At 33.1% G+C, this 26899-nt stretch carries 15 protein-coding genes and 2 tRNA genes; 7 read left to right on the top strand and 10 right to left on the bottom strand.

All coding sequences use genetic code 11. The annotated features are described in order from the left end of the window. Nucleotides 1-58: 58 nt before the first annotated feature. Entirely contained in the window at nucleotides 59-1249 is a 1191-nt protein-coding gene (gene dxr / locus OXU93_RS05775) for a 1-deoxy-D-xylulose-5-phosphate reductoisomerase (RefSeq protein ID WP_267383193.1), read from the bottom strand. A gap of 585 nt (nucleotides 1250-1834) precedes the next feature. Beyond that, nucleotides 1835-3340, bottom strand: a complete 1506-nt coding sequence (locus OXU93_RS05770) for an LCP family protein (RefSeq protein WP_267383191.1) — start codon at nucleotides 3338-3340, stop codon at nucleotides 1835-1837. Nucleotides 3341-3973: 633 nt separating this feature from the next. Between OXU93_RS05770 and rpsN the strand changes: the two genes are divergently transcribed. The 3 genes from rpsN to uvrA all read left to right on the top strand — a co-directional run bounded on the left by rpsN (nucleotide 3974) and on the right by uvrA (nucleotide 9190). Then, entirely contained in the window at nucleotides 3974-4276 is a 303-nt protein-coding gene (gene rpsN / locus OXU93_RS05765; protein ID WP_267383189.1) for a 30S ribosomal protein S14, read from the top strand. Between the two features lie 360 nt (nucleotides 4277-4636). Next, nucleotides 4637-5227, top strand: coding sequence for a leucyl/phenylalanyl-tRNA--protein transferase (aat, locus tag OXU93_RS05760; RefSeq protein WP_267383187.1), 591 nt, complete (start codon nucleotides 4637-4639; stop codon nucleotides 5225-5227). A gap of 1101 nt (nucleotides 5228-6328) precedes the next feature. After that, entirely contained in the window at nucleotides 6329-9190 is a 2862-nt protein-coding gene (gene uvrA, locus OXU93_RS05755) for an excinuclease ABC subunit UvrA (RefSeq protein ID WP_267383186.1), read from the top strand. Between the two features lie 1434 nt (nucleotides 9191-10624). On the opposite strand, the gene OXU93_RS05750 is transcribed toward uvrA, so the two are convergent. Beyond that, the gene (locus OXU93_RS05750) at nucleotides 10625-11320 is read right to left on the bottom strand and encodes an aldehyde oxygenase (deformylating) (protein ID WP_267383185.1); all 696 of its coding nucleotides are present in this window, start codon (nucleotides 11318-11320) and stop codon (nucleotides 10625-10627) included. 1484 nt (nucleotides 11321-12804) lie between these two features. On the opposite strand from OXU93_RS05750, the gene hpnJ reads away from it, so the two are divergent. Continuing rightward, the gene (gene hpnJ, locus OXU93_RS05745; RefSeq protein ID WP_267383184.1) at nucleotides 12805-14244 is read left to right on the top strand and encodes a hopanoid biosynthesis associated radical SAM protein HpnJ; all 1440 of its coding nucleotides are present in this window, start codon (nucleotides 12805-12807) and stop codon (nucleotides 14242-14244) included. A 158-nt stretch (nucleotides 14245-14402) separates the two neighbouring features. Here hpnJ and OXU93_RS05740 read toward each other — a convergent pair whose 3' ends face one another. Next, complete coding sequence (locus tag OXU93_RS05740; protein WP_267383183.1) at nucleotides 14403-14915, bottom strand: hypothetical protein; 513 nt, start codon at nucleotides 14913-14915, stop codon at nucleotides 14403-14405. Nucleotides 14916-15476: 561 nt separating this feature from the next. Here OXU93_RS05740 and OXU93_RS05735 point away from each other — a divergent pair. After that, nucleotides 15477-15701, top strand: coding sequence for a DUF6737 family protein (locus OXU93_RS05735; protein ID WP_267383181.1), 225 nt, complete (start codon nucleotides 15477-15479; stop codon nucleotides 15699-15701). Nucleotides 15702-16773: 1072 nt separating this feature from the next. Here the strand turns inward: OXU93_RS05735 and OXU93_RS05730 are convergent. The 6 genes from OXU93_RS05730 to OXU93_RS05705 form a co-directional block, all read right to left on the bottom strand. After that, a tRNA-Thr gene (locus OXU93_RS05730) sits at nucleotides 16774-16845 on the bottom strand. A gap of 72 nt (nucleotides 16846-16917) precedes the next feature. Further along, a tRNA-Tyr gene (locus OXU93_RS05725) sits at nucleotides 16918-17002 on the bottom strand. A 68-nt stretch (nucleotides 17003-17070) separates the two neighbouring features. Then, nucleotides 17071-18165: a hemolysin family protein gene (locus tag OXU93_RS05720; protein WP_267384818.1), complete on the bottom strand. Its 1095-nt coding sequence runs from the start codon at nucleotides 18163-18165 to the stop codon at nucleotides 17071-17073. Nucleotides 18166-18316: 151 nt separating this feature from the next. Continuing rightward, nucleotides 18317-18454 carry a hypothetical protein gene (locus OXU93_RS05715; protein WP_267383180.1) on the bottom strand — a complete coding sequence of 46 codons (138 nt, stop codon included), beginning with the start codon at nucleotides 18452-18454 and terminating at the stop codon, nucleotides 18317-18319. Between the two features lie 673 nt (nucleotides 18455-19127). Further along, on the bottom strand, nucleotides 19128-20198 hold the full coding sequence (locus OXU93_RS05710) for a Gfo/Idh/MocA family protein (RefSeq protein ID WP_267383179.1): 1071 nt from the start codon (nucleotides 20196-20198) through the stop codon (nucleotides 19128-19130). Between the two features lie 167 nt (nucleotides 20199-20365). Beyond that, nucleotides 20366-21316 (bottom strand): PRC-barrel domain-containing protein, encoded by a 951-nt coding sequence (locus OXU93_RS05705; RefSeq protein WP_267384816.1) that lies wholly within the window; start codon nucleotides 21314-21316, stop codon nucleotides 20366-20368. A 1641-nt stretch (nucleotides 21317-22957) separates the two neighbouring features. Here OXU93_RS05705 and OXU93_RS05700 point away from each other — a divergent pair. Continuing rightward, nucleotides 22958-25270, top strand: a complete 2313-nt coding sequence (locus OXU93_RS05700; RefSeq protein ID WP_267383177.1) for a ribonucleoside-diphosphate reductase subunit alpha — start codon at nucleotides 22958-22960, stop codon at nucleotides 25268-25270. A gap of 518 nt (nucleotides 25271-25788) precedes the next feature. After that, a complete protein-coding gene (locus OXU93_RS05695; RefSeq protein ID WP_416378794.1) occupies nucleotides 25789-26823 on the top strand; it encodes a ribonucleotide-diphosphate reductase subunit beta in 1035 nt (344 codons plus the stop codon). The last annotated feature ends 76 nt before the right edge of the window (nucleotides 26824-26899 follow it).

Raw genomic sequence — 26899 nt, 5'->3', positions numbered from 1 at the left:
GTTGCCTTCTACATAATCTTCACTTTTTCTGTGATACTTAATGTTATAAAAATTATTTCTATAACATAATTTTATTGCCTTTAGATATTTCTTGAAAAGCTCGAACTACTTCTTGTCTAGCCCAGCGATCAGTTTCTAAAATATCTTCTAAAGTCGGAGTTAAAATATTTTGGTTCGTGAAGCGCTCACAAACAATTTCAATTAATTTAGGAATATCAAGGAAGGTTATTTTTTCTTCTAAAAAGAAAGCCACTGCCTGCTCGTTGGCTGCATTCAATACTGCTGGCATTACCCCCCCTACCTTTCCTGCTGCATAGGCTAACTGCATGCAGGGATATTTTGTATGATCTGGTTCCCAGAAGGTTAAACTACTAACTTTAACTAAATCAAGTTGTTCCCAGTCAGTATAAATCCGTTCAGGCCAGGACAAACTATACAACAGAGGAAGACACATATTAGGCCATCCCAATTGAGCTAACACTGAGGTGTCTTGTAACTCAACCAAGGAATGTATAACACTTTGAGGGTGGATCACAATGTCTATTTTTTCGTAATCTAACCCAAATAAATAATGAGCTTCAATGACTTCTAATCCTTTATTCATTAAGGTAGCTGAGTCTACTGTAATTTTGCGTCCCATCGACCAATTTGGATGTTTAATTGCATCATCAACGGTGACAGAGTGTAATTGTTCTACTGGCCAGTCTAGAAAAGCCCCCCCAGAAGCCGTTAGAATAATGCGGCGTAGTCCTTTCCCAGGAACCCCTTGTAAACACTGGAAAATAGCAGAATGTTCTGAGTCAGCAGGAAGTAATTTCACTCCATGTTTTTCTACCAGAGGAAGGACTACTGGTCCTCCGGCAATTAACGTCTCTTTGTTAGCTAAAGCTATATCTTTCCCGGCTTCAATGGCTGCTATTGTGGGTAATAACCCTGCACAGCCTACAATTCCAGTTACGACACTTTCTGAATCTCCGTAACGGGCAACTTCCGCAACTCCAACCTCTCCAGTAAGGAGGATAGGGGAATAGTTGAGAGAAGCAACAGCTTCTTTAAGGATCTCTAATTGACTTTCATTACAAATAGCGACAATTTCCGGTCTGAATTTCTTAATTTGTTGAGCTAACAGTTGACCATTATTGTTAGCAGCTAATCCCACAACTTGAAATTGTTCAGAATATTTACTAACAATATTTAGAGTTTGTGTACCGATCGAGCCAGTAGAACCAAGGATAGAAATTTTCTTCACGATGTTTAAGGATAAACAAAGATATCGGGATAAGTCACTACCTAAAAGTGATAAGTTTTACCTAAGGTTGTGTATTAACGACAGTCTAAACTATGTCGTGCACTTACTCCAGAAACAAAACTCACCCTATCAGTCATCTCCTATGTTAGGAAAACTTAATAGCTACTAATCGTTAGATTTGTGAAACTGATCCTTGTCGATGAAGCAGATAGGGGTGGTGATAGTATCAACCACGATAGCCTTAGTTAAATCAGCGAAATAGGAGTTTACGCGGACTAGAAGTAAACTCGTCAGATTTAATCCTCATAAATTTACTTTGCACATTAATTAGTCCTTAAATCAAAGTCCCATAGATATAAATTTGACATTTCAAAAAAACTTGTCGTATATGCACGCAAATACACCTTTTCTAAATCTTTTATGATTTTGGAGAGCTCATGGTTTGATGATACTTCTAGATTTATGGACAGACAGATATCCAACGGAATTTATGAACTAATTAATTACAATATCCTAACCTACTCTAATATTTAGTCCACAGTAAACCTGTAATTAATTTCATCATATACTCTTAATTGAATTGAACTACTCGCTGATTTTAATAAATTTATCTTCTGACAATAAGTCCTTGGTATCAAGACCGATTCGTAAGGTAATTTGGGAGTCTAAATCCCCCGTAGAAGATGCCTCTACTCTACCTAGCCCCAGAAGAGTTTGCAAGTATTTGGCAGCTCTTAAATCTCCTTTCTGTACGACAATTTCTGTTTTACCCAGAAGTCGAGGTGAATCTTTAATAATATAGACGTTGTGAAAGTCATGACTTGCCAAATATTCCATCATCCGTTTTCCTGATTCTGGATCACCGGCTGCATTTTGTACAGCAATTCTGATTTGATTTGAGGAACGATATGACGTGGGCTTCCATTCAGAGGTAATATCGAAGTATTCTTGCATAATTTTATCGATCCCCCTCGAGGAAAGAACCCAATAACTGCGAGAGTCAAATTCGTTATTTTGACTAAACCGTCCAGGTAACATCACCATTTGAACGTTTTCCCGTTTTACTTGCCGTCCAAAATTAGCTAATGTTAACATCTCTTCCCAAGTTAGATTAGTATCAATACTTTGTTCTAGGAGATTAATAACTTTGGGAATATGAGGCAAAACAGAGGGATTGTATAACCGTTTTAACAAGGACTTTAGCAAAATTTGCTGTCGTTGTACCCGTCCAATATCTCCATAACTATCTTTGCGAAAACGAGCAAAATGTTCTGCCTGTTCTCCACTAAGGATTTGCTGTCCTACTTCAAGGTCAATTTTCAAATTCTGAGTTTTGTCTTCATATTTCATGGGATGAGAAACAAAGATGTCTACCCCCCCTACTAAGTTAACTAATTTGACAAAAACATCAGTGGTGACTCGAACATAGCGGTCGATAGAGACATTGTTTAATGTTTTACTTAAAACCTTAGCAGTCAAGGCTGGACCGCTATAAATGTTGGCATCATTAATTTTGGTATATCCTATCCCCGGGATATTAACTCGACTATCCCGAGGAATGGATAATATTTTTACTGAGTGATCACTGGGATCAAAGCGTAATACTAAGATTGTGTCACTACGCCCTCCAAAAATATCCAAACTTCCTGGTGGAGCATCAGGAACTCGATCAATCCCTAACACTAAAACATTAACAGGACGAGACAATCGATATTGTAAAATTGTTCCTTCTTGCTTTTTTTGGGGTCGAGGTGTTGCTGCAGATAAAGTGTCAGCTTTTAGGTTTTTTTCTTCCCAAGGAAGTTGTATCTGCTCAACAAAAGGGATTAACTGTCTTGATAGAGGACTGAAGAGGGTAATGGTTGCCCCAACGGTAGCGGACAGTACAGCCGCACAACTAAATGTAATTCCCCATAACAGTCCACGGTAAAAAGGAATAAGTCCTTTTGAAGGAATATTTTTGCGAGGAATCTTGATTGTAGAGGTATTTCTTCTCTTATAGAAATATTTACCAGATCTAGAAAACTTTCGAGTAACTGGTGTTTGTTGAAGACTAGTTTCTGTAGGTATTCTTTCAAAACTATTGGCCATGTTTACCTCATCACCATAAACACCCTTTGATGACATTAAGCTTGTAAAACAATTGTCTATCGTCAGTATCATGGATGTTAATTTCTAGTTAAAAGTTCCTTCTTTTTGAACAATTGATAGTATTTTGGTACTGTATGTTTTTCCTCGATTTTTAATGTCTTCAGCAATTAATACAACATAATCTTTAACTATTAATATACTGTTCGAACACCAAATTAATTATTTGAGTTCATCTTAACCAATTTACCAAAATCCATAATTTTATTATGGTGACATTTACAAAAAATTGGTGTTCACTATTATTGAGATATTTAGTAATAGTGAACACCAATTTTTCTATATCCTACAGATGTTATGAGATTTGTTTTGTTTGCACTGATTGAATAACCTCGTTGAGTTTCTTCTAACTCACCTATTTCTAATATCCGTATAATTTCATCCAGATTCCATGGATGCTCTCAATTCATTTACAAATCTAATCTTTATATGGAGATATATTGCTACTTTAACGTCAGTACATGAATATTTCTCAAAATAATTATTACCTTATATGAAAAAATATATTCTATCTCCAGAATAATACGATACTATAGGAGATGATACTTTTATCAATAATCCTAAACAAAAAAATCTATGGCTAAAAAATCGATGATTGAGCGAGAGAAAAAGCGCGCTCGTCTGGCGGGAAAATATGCTGAAAAACGGGAAACTCTCAAGGAAGAATTCCGTGTCGCTGAAACTTACGAAGAAAAGATGGATCTTCATCGCAAACTTCAACGTCTACCCCGTAACAGTGCGCCTAGTCGCCGTCGAAACCGTTGTATGGTAACAGGTCGTCCGAGGGCTTACTATAGAGATTTCGGTTTGTCTCGTAATGTCCTACGGGAATGGGCTCATGAAGGTTTATTGCCTGGTGTTGTTAAGTCTAGTTGGTAATGATATCAGTGGACAATCGATGAAAGTAAATGACCAGTTATTGAGTAAGTTGATGATTGGTCATTGCTTATCTATTTTTGTAATTCTTTTAACAAAATGTCTTCTAAAACTCTTAATTAATAATTTTGGTATTTTGAAATGTTTGATTATAGGTCGAGCATTTCATCGATTTTCTACACATTATTATTAGTCAATAGTGTCGATAGCAACGATTTATTAAAATAGTGACCACAAATTAAGTAGAATAAATAACAATAAAAACTGCTTCTATTAACTTGTTAGACTATGTCGCAGCTAGGCTGGTCAGTTAAAGAAATAAGTTCGGCGTCCATAAAAGTTTATCGATAGCAAAAAGCCGCCATGGAGTTTACTGAAGATACGGACTGTATTATACAAAGATATGCTCAAGGTTATTTTATAATGGCCAATGAGACGGGTGTTCTAGGTTGGTATTCGAGTTGTCAACGAGCCTTGATTCCTCTTGATGAAAATTTTCATTATCCGAAATCCTTACAACGTATTTTGAATCAAAGGCGGTTTTCAGTAGAGATTAATCGTGATTTTTTAGGAGTTTGTCGAGGGTGTGCTGAGCGAGAAACAACTTGGATTTCACCCCAACTTATTAATATTTACTACAATCTCTATAAACAGGGATGGGCTTATAGTTTTGAAACCTGGCAAGGAAATGAGTTAGCTGGAGGAATTTTAGGAATTGCTGTTCGGGGAGCATTTATTGGAGAATCGATGTTCTACAAAGTTTCCGATGCTTCTAAAGTAGCAATGGTCAAGTTAGTAGAATATCTTAAAAAAAGAGATTTTGTGTTGTTTGACGCTCAATTACAAAATCCTCATCTCGAAAGGTTTGGGGCTTATAAAGTTAGTGATATAAAGTATAAAATTTTGTTGCGACAAGCTTTAGCAAAGAACTGTGTTTTTGGGAATACTAGATAATCACTTAATTCCAAAATATAATTACTCATCTGCTAATAGTAAACCTGTTTAATCTATTAATTTTTTCTAAATGAATAGAGTTAATGTTAATTGTTAGCTATTTATTTACCAATTAATAGGTAAAAAGATTATGGTGGATGTGACTATTAAAACTTTTAGTACAAGTTATATATCTATTAATATTTTCTATAGCGAATATGTTAATTTAAATCGTCAATGAAATCTCTATTTAGGATAATCATTTTTTTATAGAAAAATTTTTAAAACTAATCACTAGCCCCTCTTTGCTATTTTTACTAAATTTTATTGGTAATTAATACACTGATTTTATCTATTAATTACTGAATTAAATGATTAAGCCTACTCTATTTTGTCATAATATATATATTTAGCTAGATGGAGAAATGGAGTAATACTCTTTTTTATTACTACAAAAAATCTTTTTCAGGATTTATTTATTTACTTACTTTTTACTTTTGTATCAAATTTAAAATAAATCATGCTATTCAATATTATTTGATCACTTATTTTAGTCCTACAAAAGAAACAGAAATCTATTGATTTTTCTGGAAATAGTAAAATATGTTAACTACATAATATCACCATCTACAAAAAATAATGTTTCGAGACTGTAATTGTGAATATACTAAATTCTATGTACTAAAAATTAGTTAGTTTACTATACAATATATAAAAGAATAAAAATTAGCTATAGAGCATAAAAATAAGCTTACTTTTATAAAAGTTTAACATAAACTAAGACTAGTTTTAAATCAAAACTGACAAGAGCATGAAAATTTTTACGCTGATGAATATGATTCAATTAAACAAGTAACATATAATATGACTCAAGATAGTTACTTAATGCTATCTTCTTAAAAGATAATGGACATATAAAATATTTTTAAAAAAGCAACTAATTCGGTTTTTAAAAAAAAGGATATCTAGAAATTAGTTTCTATGAAACATAATATCTCTACATATAACGGACGCCCTAACCCCAAGATATTTAAGCCATTCTAATTTATGTTTTCTAATAAGCACAGAACAACTAACTGAGATAGACGCTATTATTATTAAGGATTGTTAGTGGGTTACTACATGTCTGATTCTAATAATATCCGCATTCGTGGTGCAAGACAGCATAACTTAAAAAACATTGACCTAGATCTTCCTCGCGAGCATCTTATTGTCTTTACAGGGGTTTCAGGTTCTGGTAAATCATCTTTGGCTTTTGATACCATCTTTGCAGAGGGGCAGAGGCGTTATGTGGAATCCTTGAGTGCCTATGCGAGACAGTTTTTAGGACAATTAGATAAACCAGATGTAGATGCAATTGAGGGGTTGAGTCCGGCTATTTCTATTGATCAAAAGTCAACTTCTCATAACCCCCGATCTACGGTAGGGACAGTCACAGAAATTTATGATTATCTACGGTTATTATTTGGGAGAGCTGGAGAACCCCATTGTCCAGTCTGTGATCGTAGTATCACGCCACAAACTGTTGATCAAATGTGTGATAGTGTCATGGCACTTAAAGATCGTACCAAATTTCAACTTTTATCCCCTGTAATAAGAAGAAAAAAAGGAACTCATCAAAAGTTATTGTCCAATTTAGCTTCTCAAGGATTTGTTCGAGTCAGAATTGATGGGGAAGTTCGAGAACTCTCTGATACTTTTAAATTAAATAAAAATAACTATCATAATATTGAAATTATTATAGATCGTTTAATAAAAAAGGAAGGAATTGAAGAGCGTTTAACAGATTCTTTAAGTACTTGTTTGCATCAATCAAACGGACTAGCGATTGTTGATATTCTAGATTCAGATAACGATGATAATCAGGATAACAAAAATATTTCAGAAATTATGTTCTCGGAAAATTTTGCTTGTCCTGAACATGGAGCCGTTATCGAAGAATTATCTCCTCGTTTATTTTCTTTTAATTCTCCCTACGGCGCCTGTCCAAACTGTCATGGTTTAGGAAGTTTACGTCAATTTTCTCCTGATTTAGTAATTCCTGACCCTTCTCTTCCTTTATATTCTGCTATCGCTCCGTGGTCAGACAAAAATAATTCTTACTATCTTTCTTTTTTGTATAGTATAGGTCAAGCTTACGGTTTTGATATTCAAACTCCTTGGAATAAATTAACTAAATATCAGCAGGAAATTTTACTCCATGGTACTAAGGAACCTATTCTTATTGAGAAAAATCATCGGACTAATAAAAGTCAGGATTATTATCGTACTTTTAGTGGTATCCTTACAATTTTAGAACGAAATTATAAAGAATCTAATTCAGATATTGTTAAGCAAAAATTAGAAAAATATCTAATTGATAGAACCTGTGAAGTTTGTAAAGGGAGACGATTGAAACCTGAATCTTTATCTGTTAGGTTGGGTCAATATACAATCAATGAATTAACCAGCGTTTCTATTGATCAATGTTTAGAAAAAATTAATAATTTAAAATTAACTCAAAGACAACAGTTAATTGGACAATTAGCCTTAAAAGAAATCAAAAATCGCTTGCAATTTCTTCTTGATGTTGGCTTAGATTATCTCACCTTAGATCGGGGAACTAAAACTTTATCAGGAGGGGAAGCACAACGTATCCGTTTAGCCACCCAAATCGGCTCAGGATTGACAGGAGTATTATATGTACTGGATGAACCTAGTATTGGCTTACACCAGCGGGATAATGGACGTTTATTAAAAACTCTCAAAAAGTTACGAGATTTGGGTAATACTTTGATAGTCGTTGAACATGATGAAGATACAATTCGCAGTGCAGACCATATAGTCGATATTGGACCTCTTGCAGGAATTAATGGCGGATATGTTGTATGTCAGGGTACTTTAGAAACATTAATCCAAGCCGATGAATCTTTAACAGCGGATTATATATCCGGAAGAAAAGTCATAAAAACTCCGGCTAGACGTCGCCCTGGAAATGGAGCTCACTTAAAGTTAATTAGTTGTCAGGAAAATAATCTAAAAAATATTGATATTGACATTCCTTTAGGTAAATTAGTTTGTATTACAGGAGTTTCAGGATCAGGAAAATCTACGTTGGTCAACGAATTGTTATATCCGGCTCTACAACATCATTTAAATCACTATGTTCCTTTTCCTAAAAAATTAGGCAAAATAAAGGGGTTAGAATCCATAGATAAAGTAATTGTTATTGATCAGTCTCCCATTGGCAGAACTCCCCGATCTAATCCTGCTACTTATACTGGAATTTTTGATAGTATTAGAGCGCTTTTTTCCGAAACTATTGAAGCGAAAGCCAGAGGGTATAAACAAGGTCAGTTCTCTTTTAATGTAAAAGGGGGAAGATGTGAAACATGTAGCGGCCAGGGGGTAAATATTATTGAAATGAATTTTCTCCCTGACGTTTATGTAAAATGCGAGGTTTGCAAGGGCTCAAGGTACAACCGAGAGACCCTACAAGTTAAGTACAAAGATTATTCCATTGCTGATGTTTTAAACATGACAATCGAAGAAGCTTTAGATGTGTTCCAAAATATTCCTAAAGTCAAGAAAAGGTTACAAACTTTAGTAGACGTTGGGTTAGGTTATATTAAACTAGGACAGTCTGCACCAACTCTATCTGGAGGAGAAGCCCAACGGATTAAATTAGCCTCAGAATTATCTAAAAGGGCGACTGGAAAAACTATCTATTTGATTGACGAACCCACGACAGGATTGTCATTTTACGATGTGCACCATCTATTAAATGTGTTGCAACGTTTAGTAGATAAAGGACATTCCATGTTAGTAATTGAGCATAATTTAGATGTTATACGTTGTGCGGATTGGGTTATTGACTTAGGTCCAGAAGGGGGGAATAAAGGGGGAAAAATAATTGCTGTAGGGACTCCAGAGCAAGTTGCTAGTAATCCTAATTCTTATACAGGGAAATACTTGAAACAAACTTTAAAAAACTACCCGGGATAAATGACTTAAGTTAAATAATAAGACTCTACTAAATTTAGGGTAGTAAATATTTGCTGAATCCCTATAAAATTTTATTTATCGGTTATGTTAATAACAAGCTAGCATTTGAAATATAAATGTTTTATAAACAAAGATGTCAAGACACTGGCATAAATTGACTTACCGTAAAAAGTATTTATTTTATCTTTTTACAGGTAAATTATACGAGTCGTTATAAATTAATAATATTGTATCTACTATAATTGTCTTTAAGAAAAAAATATTCACAACAAACTCTTTTATGCAAGTCTTTTAAGCTCATCAATAGATAGTACTATGTATTATTTTAGTAAATATAAAAAATTTTGTCGTTAGTCTTAATGTAACTAAACAAAAATTAATTAGCAATAATTTCAATATGTAAGTGTTTTATGAACAATAAGTAGAAATACACGATATAGAACAAATTATAAATGACTCTACATCAATCAGCCTTACTCAGACTGTAATTATCCTTTATTAAGCTGTCTTTGATTTAAGTTAAAAATACATTAATATATCAATATTTTTATATAAAAACTTATAACTGAATTTAAAATTACTCAAAAATCAGCTAAATGTTGCATATATTTATACAGAATTGTTTCCTAGATTGACACTCACAGTGATCGAGTAGATTAACGTTAACTATGGTCTGACTAGCGCATAGATAAGCAATTACTTTTCCTCGAACTATTGTTCTTTCTAAGTGTTAAATTATGCTTTGTAGAAAAGTCTTCTGATAAGAGGAATAGTTGTGCTTACGCCATAGAACAAACGTCAGAGAATTTGTCGTAAATTACAAGCCTAGGTGCGTGTTCTCATACAGTTTGGTTACAGGCTAATTTAAGGTTACTGACATAATTTTATTAACTACCTTATAAGTATTACAGTGACAGCTTTTTCAGGATCAGTCATTTGCTAAAATATAATGCTGTCATGGATTTCGACAAATTTGGTTATTGCTGGGGTTTGACTTCATCAATCAAAATCTTTAAAAGTCTGAATATGCCACAAGTATAGTTTAGTCATGTATATGGCTAATAAATAAAACGATTTATATTTGTAAGCCTCGATATTTGAATAGCTCAAGGATTAATAGTAGCATAGTTCAACCTTGATGGATTCAGAAGCTGTGGGTTCTCTGGACGGAACTAAGAAGATTACTCATACGTTTAGTAAAATAAACTGACTTAATGAAAGTTCAAAAAACAATTTGTGTAAACAGTCCCTTTTTAAGGGATTGATATACTGACAGTGTTAGGTTTATAGAGTTTGATTGATAACTGGCGTAGGACTCTTATTACTATCGATAGTTACAAAGATAACCAAAGAAATTCGCCCTAGAAGGGCGATAATTTGAACCCAATGATTTGATTAGGAATCTTTTTAAGATACGTAATCAAACAAATTGTTCTACGCTGCTCTTAAACCATAAGAAGACATTTGCATAATATCACGGGTACTAAAGCCAATATTGCTTAAAGCTTCTCCATAACTAATCATGAAGTCTTCAACTAAAGCTTCCTTTTCCATTCCCAAAATTTTTGCATCGTCTTGAACTTGGTTAAGCATTGTCCAAACGATAGGCAAATTATCTTTGTTAGCTTCATATAATTCTGCTTTTGATGTTTCAAAATTTTCTTGAAGCCAGACCTCACCAAAATTTAGATGAGCATATTCATCTTTAACTACTCCCTCAGTAATTTTTCGGGCAAAGGTGTCGGCAACAGGAATGTAGATATTATAAGCAGCAATAGCAAAAGCTTCGATAATCAAGGATTGAATTAACAAACAAGTAACAATTTTTCCTTGAGCTTTGGCTTCTTGAAAGTTTCTGTTAAGTTGGGCAAAAAATTCGTGAGCGTACTCCATGTCAGGAATAACGTTCAAATTCTTACCACAAGACTGGAAACCTTTCTTATGACGGTGCTCCATCTTAGAAAGACGGATTAACTCATCTTTATAATCAGGTAGCATTTGAGCCATATCTATATAATTTTGATATGCTTCTTCCTCGCCCTTAATAACGATGGCATTAATGCGGCTGTAGGCATCCTTGTAGATTTCGCTGTTGAACTCAATCTCTGAGCGTGTGGCAAGCTCTTGCATAAGATGATTTATCTCCTGTGGATTATCAACTAAATTTACGGGTTAAAGTGGTGTCTTTATGAAAATTAAGACTCTTGGTGGTTAAGTCTAACTTTACTATTCTCCATAATACCTTATGAAAATTAAGACTTTTGACGATTGACTCTAACTTAGCCATTTTTCATTAAAGTAGAGAACAGAATAAATATTTTAAAGACAAATTACCTAATAAGTACTATTTGGCATAAAAATTTAGCTGACATAGTTATAAAACTATAACCTGTGGGGATTAACTCTTGATTTAAACAGCTAACTCTTAAATAGGAATATAAAATATATATCAATTCTATTTTAATTTAGATATATATATTAAAAATATTGCATGCAAAGTATCTGCTATAAAAAACATAAAAAACATACTTTGACACTTTATAAAGCATAAAAAGATTATTGTACTATTCAATAAGTAAAAAACTTGAATTGATATAATGTAAAATAAATAGAATAGTTGTATATTGAAAAAATACAAGCTTGTGATATACAGCGATCACTTTAATTTTTAAACAAAATAAAAAATAAAATTTACTTCTATAAAAATCTATAATATATTTGTTCATAATATGTATAAACATTTGTAAGTATCAGAATTAAAGTTAATTTCTCTAAAAAAATATACTTTTTTAACCTATGTTCTAAAAGAATTAAAATCCAAGGCAATTCTCTTAATCTAAAATAACTTTTTATCATAAAATAACTTATGTACATACATGCTCTAAAAGAATTTTATTATATAACAAAGTAAAATAAATTCAATATAATATCAAAATACAAATACAACAAAAAATTTAGTTATATCAATACAAAATATATATATTTTAGAAGTCCATATATTTTTTGCCCAAAATACATCTTATACGTTATAAATAAATGAGGAACTAAACTAAAGATATAATAAATGATAGCCTCTATAACATTAGAATTGTTAATCAATTTAATTACCTAATAATTCAAACTAAGTGTCAAAGAAATGGAGGACTTATTTAACAAAATTTTTATTCTAATTGTCAATCAATCTGAATAGATTAATTAACATACATACTACTGAAAGATCCATTAAAAATATAATATCTTTTTACTTTTTGTATCAATACTAACAATACAAACTAGACTGATTCTATCTTTTATTTTTCAAGACAATCTTCAATTTTTTTACTTTGAATATATTTCTTAATCTCTAACTTTATAAACACTCTTAAGAGAGAAAACAACATCAATTAATCATAGTTTTTATTACTAACTCCTTGGAGGCACTTTTAGCTCTGTTTATTATTTTTCTGAAAAGCTGTAATGTACATTGACTATAATGTTGTTTATTTGTCTTTAACCACTGATCTTGGTGTCCCAAGGGAAATATGTCTTCGGTTTAAGAAACCTTTTGTCGTTAATCTTGACTAAAGTTGTTAGGTTATATTGATAGTTAATCGGTAATAGTGTGAGGAGACAGCATGAAAAAGACACTCTTTCTGAGTCCCCCTTCCTTTGATGGTTTTGATGGAGGTGCAGGAGCAAGATATCAAGCAAAACGTGAAATTACCTCTTTTTGGTATCCTACTTGGTTAGCACAACCAGCAGCGTTAGTTTCTGGGAGTAAACTGGTGGATGCTCCTGCTCATTATCAAACAGTGGAGGATGTTCTCAAAATTTCTAAAGACTATGAACTGGTTATTATGTATACCAGCACCCCCACTCTTTCTAATGATGTAAAATGCGCTCAGGCTATTAAAGCTCAAAATCCTGAAACTCAAATTGGTTTATTGGGAGCACACGCAGCAGTTTTACCGACCAGAACTCTTAAAGAAAATCCTATTCTCGATTTTGTTTGTCGCAATGAATTTGATTACTCTTGTCAGGAATTAGCTGAAGGAAGGCCTTACGATCAGATTAAGGGACTTAGTTACCGTGATCAACAGGGAAATATCAAACACACGGAAGAACGGGAATTAATCCACGATTGGGACTCAATGCCGAGTGTTTTCCCTGTTTATGCAAATAATCTTGATATTAAAAACTATTTCATTGGTTATTTACTTAACCCCTATATTTCTTTGTACACAGGTCGCGGTTGTCCTGCAAAATGTACATTTTGTCTGTGGCCTCAAACTATCGGAGGACATCAGTATCGTGCTAAAAGTCCTGAGGCAGTAGGACAGGAAATGGCGTTAGCAAAATCACTTTGGGGAAATTCTATTCGAGAATATTTCTTTGATGATGATACTTTTACTATTGATAAAAAACGTGTTATTGCTATTAGTGAACATCTCAAAAAACTAAAATTAACTTGGAGTTGTAATGCCCGTGCAAACTTAGACTATGATACTTTAAAAACTCTTCGAGACAATGGCTTAAGACTTCTTTTGGTAGGCTTTGAATCAGGAAACCAAAAAGTTCTCGATGGAGTTAAAAAAGGGATTAAACTTGAAGTAGCCCGCAAGTTTATGGCTAACTGTAATAAACTTGGAATTAAGGTTCATGGGGCATTTATTATCGGTTTACCAAATGAAAGCAAGGAAACTATTGAAGATACCATTCGTTTTGCTTGTGAGGTTAGTCCACACACTATTCAAGTATCTATTGCTTCGCCCTACCCTGGAACAGAGTTATATCAACAAGCTTTAGACAATGATTGGTTTACTAATCGAGATTTGGTAGCAACTTCTGGTATTCAAATGTCTACATTACAATATCCCAATTTATCGGCAGCAGAAATCGAAGATGCAGTTGAACAGATGTATCGTCGCTTTTATTTTCGTCCTGGAGCAATTATTCCCATCGTTAAAGAAATGTTAGTTGATCCCCAAATGTTGGTACGTCGTTTACGAGAAGGACGAGAATTCATGGCTTATTTGAATGAACGTCGTAACCGAACTTTAGTTAATGCCTCTTAATTTATTTTAATGTTTTTAATTAAAATGACGATCAATTGATTGCAAAGGACGTGCTTACTGAAAGCATGTCCTTATTTTAACTATATAAAAATTAGTTGTTATAATTAATAACACAAATATTGACAAAAAATAGGAGATAAATAAATATTTTATTTGAGTTAAATTAGAGTCTTTTTTATGAGAAAGTCCATCTGTTTATGATCAATATTAGACAATATAATATTGGGGTAAATTGCTGTGGCTTTGAGTGGATGATTTAAAAGTTTACAGCCACTATTAGTATTGTTAAATGTGAAGCCTAGTAACTCATGCACAATAGAGACAATATCAAAATTTATCTGACTTGAAGTAGAATTAATTGGTTTTCCATTCTGAGGGTCTATAATCTCAACTAACCATTTTTCTTTTTTAGCAATCGATTGAATTTTATTTCCTAATTTTAAGAATTCTTTCTTCAATCGCTGTTTTTCTTGTTGAACTTGTTTGTTGTTTTTTTCTAGAGACATTCTTGCCTCCAATAAAATAATAGCTATTGTTTGAGGATAAAATTTACAATCTGGTAATAATATTGAGTAGTTATCAATAATAAACTTGGTCGGTGGTTGAATATAAATCTCAATGAAAAATTTAGTTGCTTGTTGATAACTAATAATTGGTTTATTTGATAACATTAAATTCAACTATTAAAAATAGCTACTTCAAATAGTTGTCAATATACAACAATTATTTGAGAACTGTCTATGTTAGATAGAGTTAAATTATCGTCTAATGTTGCTAAAAAATCTTAATATAATATGAAGTATGTTGCCTCTTTATACTATATGAAAGAATTCATGTTTAGTTTGCTGTGCTCAGTCCTAAAGCGACGTTCCCTTCATTAGTTTTAAAAAAGCTAATGTTTCTTTAAGGTTAATTTGTGGTTATTTTATATATCTTAATTAAGACTAATTATTTTTTCGACTAGTAGTAGCTATTATCTTAATATTTATTGTCGTTTACCTATTAGATTCCATAATCGCTGCAAATTTATGCCAGTTAACTTTGGATGTTATCGTCTTACTGTTATCATTAGGTAAATAAAATGATGGTATCTATGATAGATAAAGTAATCAAAGATAACAAAATGATATGATCATATGGTAATCACATAAAGAAAGATTAAGTTTAATTATATTACTTGACATTATGACTTAAAATTAAATCTAGACAAAAGTTGTGTATAGATTTAGTTTATGTCAGTTCCTCCTACAATCGATATTTGGAAATACAAACCTTGGTGGTGTCAACCCTGGACAATCCTTTTAACAGGAACAGGAGTAATTCTTGGAAATTGGCTTTTATTTCATAAAATTTGGCTGATAGCCGTAACCTCATCTTTTGTCCTTATATGGTGGTTTTACTTCTTAGTGTTTATTCCTAATTTATTTAAACAACAAGGACTCAATCAAGAACAATAGATTTTTATTGTCGCTCAATCTTAACGCTTGAACATAGTGGATAATATTTATCTTAATCCCATAACTATCAAAAACAGTAATATATTTTTATACTGTTACAAGTCTTTTAAATATAAAACTTTTTCTATATAGATTTAAAGAACTATTATTTTGTGATGATTATAAATTTATTGGCATTATAAAAAAGTATTTTTTTATAATTTTAACTGTACATATATCTAATTTAGATTATTATCAATACGGTTTGTTAACTACAATAATTACTAATCTATAAAAATGCCAAATTAAATTGGATACGATATTACATTAATTGGTGAATTTTGGTACTATAGTTAGTTATTATATACCCGATAAATTATTTCTCATTAAGATGATTTTGTCGTTGATAATAATGTAAACTTTTTAGAGCTTGTTTGAATGTAAATATAGAATAATTAGAATTTATCCTAACTTAAAATTAATTACACAATATTTTAATTGTCATTATTTTTTTAAATATCTTTGTAATCAATTAATAGTGTTTCATTTACTAATCTTTTAGATTTTGTATTGCTGTATACTAATTACAAATTTAAACTAAATAGTAAAAACAATACATTTTTATACGGATTAAACTTTATTTGATTTTTTTATTTAAGATTTTGATGATATAAATAAATTTATTTATATCATCAAAAAAGTTTTTATTTCTACAGCTAATTACAGAAGATTAGACATTGTAGAAGTTAATTAATGTACATGGTTTTTTTACTTATGAAATTTTAAGATTAATTATGGTGAACAGACAATACTTTATATCTCAATCCTCGATGGACCAGACCAACTAGCAGAAATAATCATAGACAATTCACCTTTGCTAGTTAGGTGGGCTTAAAAAGTTTTTAAGTCTATCAATAAATAAAATAACGAGAACATTGTCGTATTTTTATCATTATCCTTTGCTTTAAAATTTTATGTCTACATTACTATCTTGTTGATATTTAAGAAACAATCACCCCGGAACTTCTCGTAAAAATTTTCAAACTTACCAAGTCCAAGGTTTTCCAGACTCCATAATCTAAAACAATCCGAGAGCCTTTGACGAGGATTGAACTCGTGACCTCACCCTTACCAAGGGTGTGCTCTACCACTGAGCTACAAAGGCAATATTGGGACAAACTACCCAAAGATTTTTACTCTTTGCTCTATTCAGAACAGAGAATCTTGAAAAGTATTGTGGTGGGCCGAGCTGGATTTGAACCAGCGTAGGCATAGCCAGCGGATTTACAGTCCGCCCCCATTAACCACTCGGGCATCGACCCATTTGTGCCACGACTATCTATACTAACACAGATGTTTTGGATATGCAATTTTTTATCAGACAATTTATTTAAGGACTGTGGATTGGCGGGCGTTCGTTCTGACATAAAACCCCCTGACTATGAGGGAAGTCACTCTCATCGTAAATTTCTCCAACTAATTCTTCTAAAATATCTTCTAAAGTTACTAACCCTACAGTTCCACCATATTCATCTACTACAATAGCAATATGAATTCGTTGCTGAAGCATTTCCTTAAGTAGGTTAGTCACCCGCTTAGTTTCAGGGATATAGACGGGAGAATCCATCGTATCGGTGACACAAACTTGAGAACGCATGTCCTTAGATACTGATTGCAAGGTTTGAAGAGCTTGTTTAAGATGCACAATTCCTACAATCTGATCTTTGGATTCTCCTTGCACTGGGATACGAGAAAAGCCAGTTTCCAAAGATAAATTGAGTAATGATTGTAAACTAGCTTCATGAGAAATTGTAACCATGTCAATACGAGGTTTAACAACATCTTTAGCCATTAACTGATCAAGCATTAACGCTTTATGGAGTAACTGGTGTCTATACAAATCTAAGTGTCCTTTCCCACCTAAAATCTCAATCATTAACTGTAAATCAGTTAATGATTCCCCATATTGTGCTGTTTTATCAGATTTTCCTTGAAATAGAAAGATTGTTTTTTGAGTGATTGCTTCAAAAACTTGAACCATTCCGATCACACTTAGAAATTGGGATAGCCAGAAAATGGGACGGACAGCAAGACGAAAAAAAGCACGATCATTAATAATTGCTAATGATTTTGGAGTTATTTCGCCAAAAATTAAAATAAAAATCGTGACAACTGCTGTTGCGGCTCCTAACCCTGCGTTGCCTAGCCAAATAGCAAATAAATTACTGGTGAGAATAGCCGAAAAATTGTTAACTAGATTATTCCCAATCAACAGACTCGTAATAAAACGCCGTCGCTTTTCAAGTACTAAACGGTAAATTCCTGAAGGATCTCCTTGATGCTCAATCAATCCCTTCAGTTTAAAATTATCAAAGGCAGTTATGGCTGTTTCTGAACCTGAAAAAAACGCAGATAAAAGCAGCATAAGAAAAACTGCTATCAAATCTAGGGAAACCTTCCCTAACAAAGGAGCAGGTTCAGCTATAGCAAAAAGGTCAGAGTCAATAGGTGACAAAATAGTTGATAAGAATAGTGACTTAAAGGTTCAGAGACAGTTTATATACTCTAAGAACCTTAAAAGTCGTTTGGACCAATTCAAAAAATGATGGACAACCCAATCATTAATTTAGATTAATTCAAGCAACATAGGCTACTTTAAACGCCCACAGAATCAATCCTATAATTGTTCCAAAAATCAAGAAAGCAGAAATAGCAATGAGAACGGGCTTATCGGCTCCGTCGAATTTCATAATGCCGCGATTAAGATCTGACATTGAGCTTGGCTCCTAGCTTAAAAATGAACAGGTTAGAAAAATAACTCTAGATAATAGGTTAGCGAAGATTTAACTAGAATAGGCTAAGAAATTGTGACAAAGATATCCCCAAAACGGTTGGATAACAGGATGTGTTAATTTAGCAAAACCATGATAAATTTGCGAATTAATAAACTAGTATTATTGTTCTGTACTCAACCTCTGTTACATTAATTTTAGTTAATATTCTTTCTTTGTATTTATATATTTCCAATCGGGTGTGTCTGACTTGGTCACTGGACCATTCTCGAAAAATTAATCCTCACGGTCAACACTCTGCCATAGTGCTTTCGAAACGCTTATGATTTAGACTAGTGCAGCACCCATAGCTCATGCATAAGGTAATCCGGCTTAAGCCAGTTATATTCTTATCGTTTTCATGGTAGCATATCTTTTTACTTTTTACATTGTCAATTTACTTTTGGGGCGATCATTTATGTATGCTGTAAGCCAACAGCATACTTGTCGTGTATTTGTTTCGAATTGTATTAAGATTCAACCGACAGTTTAATTTAATAACTGCGTTTCCCGTAGGGAATCTTAAGGAAAGAGTACTAGAGGAGAACTAATATAAAGGTTAAAATCGACGTAGGGGTTGACCATTTTTGCCCCTACTGAGTAGCTCGATGCTAATTTAAGAAACACTAATCCCCAAATGGCTTAACTCTTGGTAGACTTGGTCAGACTGTTGCCACACTTGTCCGTCAAGGGCAATTTGTTCGATTAAACTGGCTAGGCGCAACGCCTTGAGAGCTTGTTCTCCTCCTACTGAGGGTTGATCACCGCCTCTAACGCAGTGAACAAAGTGTTCTAGCTCGGCATGAAGAGGCTCGATGTTGCTAGTATAGACTTTTTCAATTAGTCCATCTTGACGATAGAGAACCTGACCGTAATCACTAGTATAATTGGCAGTGGTTTGACGATGGATCAGAATTTCATTGTTTAAAAAATCTGCCTCTGTTAGGCTGTTTTCACAATGTGCTGCTAGACGGCGAATCTTGCGGTGAGTTACTTTACTAGCAGTTAAGGTAGCAACAATACCATTAGCAAATCCTAAGGTAGCAGTTACATAATCTAAATATCCCGAATCTGCAGCACGGCTGCCACTAGCGTTCAACTTGACCACACGATCGCCTACTAACTCAAGCAGTAAATCAATGTCGTGAATCATTAGATCCAAAACTACAGAAACATCGTTTGCTCGTTGAGAATAAGGACTCATACGATGAGCCTCTAAGGCTAGCAATTCCTCGGTCTTGAGAACTTTACTTAACTCTTGGAAGGCGGGATTGAATCGTTCTATATGTCCCACTTGCAGAATCCCATTAGAGCCAGCTGCTGCGTTGACTAACGATTCAGCTTCAGCAATACTTGCTGCAATAGGTTTTTCAATAAGAGTATGAACTCCAGCTTTGAGACAATCCATCCCCACTGAGTGATGCAAGCGTGTAGGCACAGCAATACAGACAGCATCAACATGGGGCAGTAAGTCATGATAATTCTCAAAAAAACGAACTCGATACTTACTAGCAGTATCTAAACCTCGTTCAACGTTGACATCGGAGACACCAACAAATTCTACATCTTTGAGCAAACTGAAAACACGAGTATGGTGTTGACCCATGTTGCCTACCCCAATCACACCAATGCGAATGGGATCAAAGGGATTTCGTGGTTTTTTTCGGGTCAATTGTGCGTCTGACATTCTCCTGGACACTCCTACACCAAGTTTTAACTTAAAATAGATTTCAGAATAAAAAATTTTAATTCTTTAGTCGATCACCAAAGATACTAGCACAGTTTGTCAAAATGTAAAGAATTTCAACAGTGATAGATTAAGTTTGGCGATCCTCTACTTACTTCCGACTTTTCTTAAGCCTCTTCTTCATAGTATTCAGGTTGTTTCTGTTTTTGAGGAATGTCAACTCGAGGAGGATTATAAGATTCGAGTTCAACATCATCATCCCAAACATCCCCTCGAACTTCGTCGTACTTATACTCTCTTTCTTGCCGAGGTGGTTCGTAATGAGTCTTACGTTTTACTTTGACTTCTCCCCAGTTATCCTCTTCTAGTTCTTCGTAACGGATAGATTCAGTTTGTTTTTTTGGGGGGGAGGCAGCAATGGGCTGCTCCCAAGTATCCTCATCCCACTGTTCTTCTATCACTGACTGTCGTTCTTGGAAAGGAGTATGAGTACGCACAGGTATGCCTGTCCCAAGCTGGTTATCAGGTCGTGTGGTTGGAGGATAGTAAATATCTTCTTCTTCTTTTTCCCAGGGAGGACGGCCAATACCTAACCGTTCTAAAACCCCCACCGTTATTTGAACTAACTGCTCTTCTGCTCCTTCAAAAACAATTAAGCGATTAGGACCACTACTGATCACTTGTTCAATAGATAGTTCGTAAGTACTAATTAACCGATCAGGAATTTGGGGCAAGCCCAGAGAAGCTATGATAATGGAGGATACTTTTCCCGTCTCAATATTAAACTCAAAGTCTCGGACTCGCCCTAACGACTCTCCTGTCTCAGTTATTACTTCACAGTTAACAACAGAAGAATAAGTATCGATATCGACGGTTGTAACTACGTCTTCATCTTCAACTAGGACTACATCCCCAATTTGATGACTACTCGAAAGATACATATATCGGGGTATTCCCGACAATGAGAGCATATTGTCTCGTAATCCTAGGGAAACTACTTCTCGTCGGTCTATATCTACTAAGACTTCCTTGACAACACCTAACTTTTTACCTGTATTGCGAGTGATGACTTGTGTATTAATAAATTCGTTACGTAATCGGATTTTATCGCTAGTCATTGTGTCCATAAGTTGGAATTTTGGCTCCCGGAGGATAACCAGAATATAATAAAGTTTTATTTGGTTTGAGGGTTAAGGATTAACCCTCAATTAATAGATAATAGCTCATGGTCTAACACCTATGGTGTAACATTAGTCTAAAGTTTTAACCTAAAAGTACCTAGTCAAATTCTGAAACTATTTATGCTTAGACTTGTTCAGAAGGATTAACTATAAAGATGTTGAATATAATTTAAGTATCTTCTTACTATTCTAACCCGTTTTTTAGCAACATAGATATTGAAAAATAATTTTTAGTAATAAGTTTAAATGTACTTTTAATATTTTTTGTTTAGCTCTGACGACAATATAAATTCACTATAAATAATATATATATTATCAGATTAAACGAGGGAGAACTTAAAGGTTTTTAGAGTAAATATTTATACTAAAAATTTCTCATGTCTTTTCATTAAAAGTAATACTTGCTACATTCTCCAAACAAGCAATTAAGTATCTTAATAACTAGATCTTCAATATATTGCCATTTACAATAAAATTTTTTAATAATTAAATACTAATTTAAGCTAAGATAAATTGATTGTACTTCATAAGAATAGTAATTGTTTTAAACATAAATATCTTAGTAAGTAAAAAACAGAAATAAATCAATAGCAGTCATTAAAGCTCAGTATAATATTTAGTTTTGGGCTTATTTTTTCTGTTATATTAATACTGAAACTGCAAAATAAACCTTATTTATGTTATGTATTATTGTTACCAATGATATGTTTAGAATATACCTGATTTTTTATCATGTTCTACTAAGTTTAAGTTGAGTGTAAAATATAGTGTGTTTTATTAAGTAAAATTATGGATTAAACAAATGACTAAATTATATACATTTTTATCATACATAAATTATTAAAGTGATTACAATAGGAATTATTGTTGATTATTTATATCGCAATTTTGTTTACAAAAATAAGGACTTTCATTTATAAATTTATTGTAGTTATACGAACAATCTACTCTACATTCATTAACTGTCTATTGTTGTAGATAATAAAGTTAAATAACGTAAAATAAAGAAATTAATTATTTTTGTCAACTTTAAATTTTTTTGTATATTACGCATATCATCAACTATAAGAATAAGAGTCGTTAAAATAGTCATTATTTGTCTTATTTATGACGAAAGACTACTAATTCCTGATATGACTGGATTTGCCAGTCATATTTCATTAGGATGTTAGAATTTAAGTGACGGATTTGATATTACTTATGTTCATTTACTCAATATAATCACTGAATACTTGGTTTATTAAGCAAAATTTACTAAAAAAACTTATTTTGGTATTTTGTCAATTCAACTAAATAGGTGAAATTAGTTGAGGTCATCACAGCTAAATATATAAATTGTAACGGATTTATTTGTGTAACTAAGTTTAGACAGTCAATTGTAAACCATTAATCTAAATGATGTATTGTTGCATTATATGTCCATATATAGAGTAAAGCCCCTAGCACTTACACCATATATGTGGTATAACCAAGAATGTAGCTTCAATTATTAGACTGAAATCAAGTACAAAAAATAGTACAAAGCTGTCAGTTTCATTGATTCAGTTTACGTTTGTTTTTAAAAAGTTTAAACTAACGATGCAGCCAACTGTCTTAACTTCCTTTAATTCTTCTCAAGTAACTAACTATCAACCTTCTTCTGCTCCAGAAAACCAGATTAATTCGGGAACTAGTAAAATTCAAGTTATTCGCCGAGATAATTCTTGGACTCCTCTGAATATTGGAAAAATTCGGGAAGTTGTAGATTGGGCTTGCCAAGGTTATAACGTTAATTCCATCGCCTTGGAAGCCGGATTAAAAACTCGTTTACGCCACGGTATTACTACTAGAGAAATTCAGGATAATCTGATCAACTGCGCTTTAGAAATGTGTGGACCAGATGAACCAGACTGGCGTTATGTAGCAGGAAGACTTCATATCTGGAGCTTATGGAAAGATACCCTAGTCAGTCGAGGCTATCAATATGGTGACTACCATAAAACTGTCAAAACGAAAGTTGAATCTAAAGCTTATGATCCAAGAATACTTACGTATTCCAATGAGGAATTAAAAGAGGCGGGCAGTTGGATTAATCCTGATTGGGATACAGACTATGATTATGCCGGAGCAGTACTTTTGACAGGACGTTATCTATTGTTTGATGAACTTCCTCAAGAAGCTTTACTAACTTGTTCGCTCTTGTTAGCGACGATAGAAGCTCCCGAAAACAGACTAGTTTGGGCCCGACGGTTTTATGAGGCAATTGCCACTCGCACAATTTCTCTAGCTACCCCAATTTTAGCTAATCTTAGAATTCCTGGCGGTTCGTTGACGAGTTGTTTTATTGTATCTATTGATGATGATTTAGAGAGTATTTTTAAAGAAATAACTAACGCTGCTAGAATTTCTAAAAATGGAGGGGGAGTTGGCGTCAATGTCAGCCGAATTCGGGCTACTGGGAGTTGGGTTATGGGAAAAGCCAACGCTTCTGGGGGAATTATTCCCTGGATAAAATTACTTAATGATACTGCGATCGCTGTCAACCAAGGAGGTAGACGGGCGGGGGCTGTGACTGTTGGGGTAGATATTTGGCATTTAGACGTTCCCGAATTTTTGGAAATGCAGACAGAAAATGGAGATCAAAGACGTAAAGCTTATGATGTCTTCCCTCAGCTAATTTTAACTGATGAGTTTATGCGTCGGGTTGTAAATAAACACGAATGGACGTTAGTAGATCCCTATGAAGTTCGTAGTAAATTAGGTATAGAATTGGCTAACTTATGGGGAGAAAAGTTTGAGGAAGCCTATCGAGTGATTGAGCAAACATTAGGCAAGGAAATCACTCTTTATAAGCGTGTTCAAGCCCGTGACTTATTCAAAACAATTATGCGGTCACAGGTAGAAACGGGAATGCCCTATTTGGCTTTCAAAGATACTATGAACCGTGCTAATCCTAATAAACATCAGGGATATATTCCTGGAGTAAATTTATGCACCGAATCTTTTAGCAATGTTTCTTCTGGTAGAGAGGCACATTCTTGTAATCTTGTTTCCCTAAATTTAGCAAATCTTGACACTGATGATTTAAAGTATATTTGTAATGTTGCTGTTAGAATTTTAGATAACACTATTGATATTACGAATAGTCCTTTTGATGATGCTAAAGCTCATAATGATAAATATCGTACGATTGGAATAGGATGTATGGGCTTAGCAGATTGGCTAGCCAAAAGACATTTATCCTATGAAAAATTGACAGAAATTAATCAGTTATTTGAAGAATTTAGTTATTGGTGTACTTACGCTTCTATGGAGTTAGCCAAAGAAAGGCAGCCCTATCAGGCTTTTGTGGGAAGTGAATGGCATCAAGGTAAGTTAATCGGGGCAAAACCAGTAGAATGGTTTTTAGAAAATGCTACTCATAAAGAACGCTGGAAAAAGTTATCAGAAGACATTCAAGCTTACGGCATTCGTAACTCTCATATTACCGCAATCGCCCCTAACACCTCCTCTTCCTTAGTTCAAGGATGCACAGCTAGTATTCTTCCAGTTTATAGTCGCTTTTTTTATGATAAATGGGCGAAAGGGACTGTTCCTATTGCTCCACCTTTTATTGAGGAAGCTTTTTGGTTTTATCCTGAAAACAAAACTTTGGATCAACAAAAAGTGGTAAAAGCTGTAGGACAAATACAGCAGTGGATTGATACAGGTATTTCTATGGAATTGTTATTTAATTTGAATAAAGGTATCTATTTCCCCCATGAACCAGAACGCTCTATTAATGCCAAAGATATTTTTGATACTTTAGTATTAGCTTGGCAAGAAGGTTGTAAGGCTGTTTATTACATTAGAACCGTTCAAAAAGATGATTTTAAAGAATCTAATAATAGTTGTTCTGCCTGTGCAAATTAACTGATTTAGTCTAATAGATACTAAATAGTGTGAAAAACTAAAAGGTAGTTAAGGGTGAATAAAAAATGTTTTTTATTTTTAATAACTTTATATATTATAAATAATATATAAAGTTATTAAAAAGTGTATTTGTTTTTTTATTTTTTTATAATGCTTTATATATCTTGTTGGAAAGATGTAATTTATAGTAATTTTTTTCAATAAAAATAAGAAAAGTAACACTCATTAAAATGTATCAAAAGTATTTATAAATCATAATACTAAAATTTATAGTATTTAAGTGTTTTAGTAATTCATTTAAAAGATTTATATTATTACAATAAAGTCAGCATATTTTTTTGTTTAATTAATATAATTAAACAAAAAAAAGAATACAATGTATAGAATATATTTCAAATCAAAAAATTAATTGACTGATTTGTATGTAATGTTAAAATAATAGAGACTTAATTGTATCTATAATTGTATATAAACTCAATCATACTATGGTAGTAAATAAGACTAAAATACCGAAACAAATGCCTATTAACCCTATTTTTAATCCAAATGGGGATGATGCCATAGAAAATCGTTCTATCTGGTTTGGTAACACAACAAATTTAATGCAACTTAATGATGTTAGATTCCCTTGGACGGTAAATTTATATCAGCAGATGAGAGAAAACTTTTGGATTCCTCAACGGATAGATATCACACAAGATGTAGTAGACTACGCCAATTTAACTAATGATGAACGTTATGCTTATGAAGGAATTTTAGCTTATCTTACTTTTTTGGATTCAATACAAACTTGTAATATTCCACATCTAAAAAGTAGTGTAACAGCACCAGAAGTTAGTCTATGTATGGCAGAACAGATTTCTCAAGAAGGAATGCATAATCAAAGTTATCAGTATATTATTGAAACTATTATTCCCCCGGAAAGACGCAATCATGTTTATGAGTTTTGGCGCACTGACAAAATTTTGAAAAAACGTTGCGAGTTTATTGCAAGTTTGTATCAAAAATATATTGATAATCCAACTTCAGAGAATTACTTTGTGGCGCTAATGGGAGACTTTTTATTAGAAGGATTATATTTTTACAATGGGTTTATTTACTTTTATAATCTAGCATCAAGAATGTTAATGTCTGGATCAGCCGACATTTTTAAAATGATTAACCGAGATGAATTAAGTCATGTTCGTCTATATCAGAAGCTAATTCCAGAAGCAAGAAAAATATTTACTCACTCTGTAGATCAAATTTATGATATGTTTGCTAGAGCTGTAGAACATGAATGTCGTTGGACTAATCATATTATTGGGAATAATATCTTAGGAATTACTGAGTCTAGCACTGAACAATATACTAAATACCTGGCCAATATTCGGTTGCGTTCGATTGGATTGGAACCCCTCTATCCAGAAACTAAATATAACAAAAGTCCCTATACTCATTTAGAGCGTTTTTCTGATACTAAAAAAGAAGCACATACTAAGGCGAACTTTTTTGAATCAACAGTCACTAGTTATGTAATGTCCTCAGGGGTAACTGGATGGGATGAAATATAATTATCTGTTCTGAGTAACTGAGGAGTTGTTCAGAACATTCCAAATCCTTATTCCAATAGGAATATAAATTAAGAAA

The sequence above is a fragment of the Cyanobacterium sp. uoEpiScrs1 genome, assembly GCF_947331815.1.
Lineage (GTDB): Bacteria > Cyanobacteriota > Cyanobacteriia > Cyanobacteriales > Microcystaceae > Rippkaea.
This window is presented reverse-complemented; position numbering and strand designations above follow the sequence as displayed.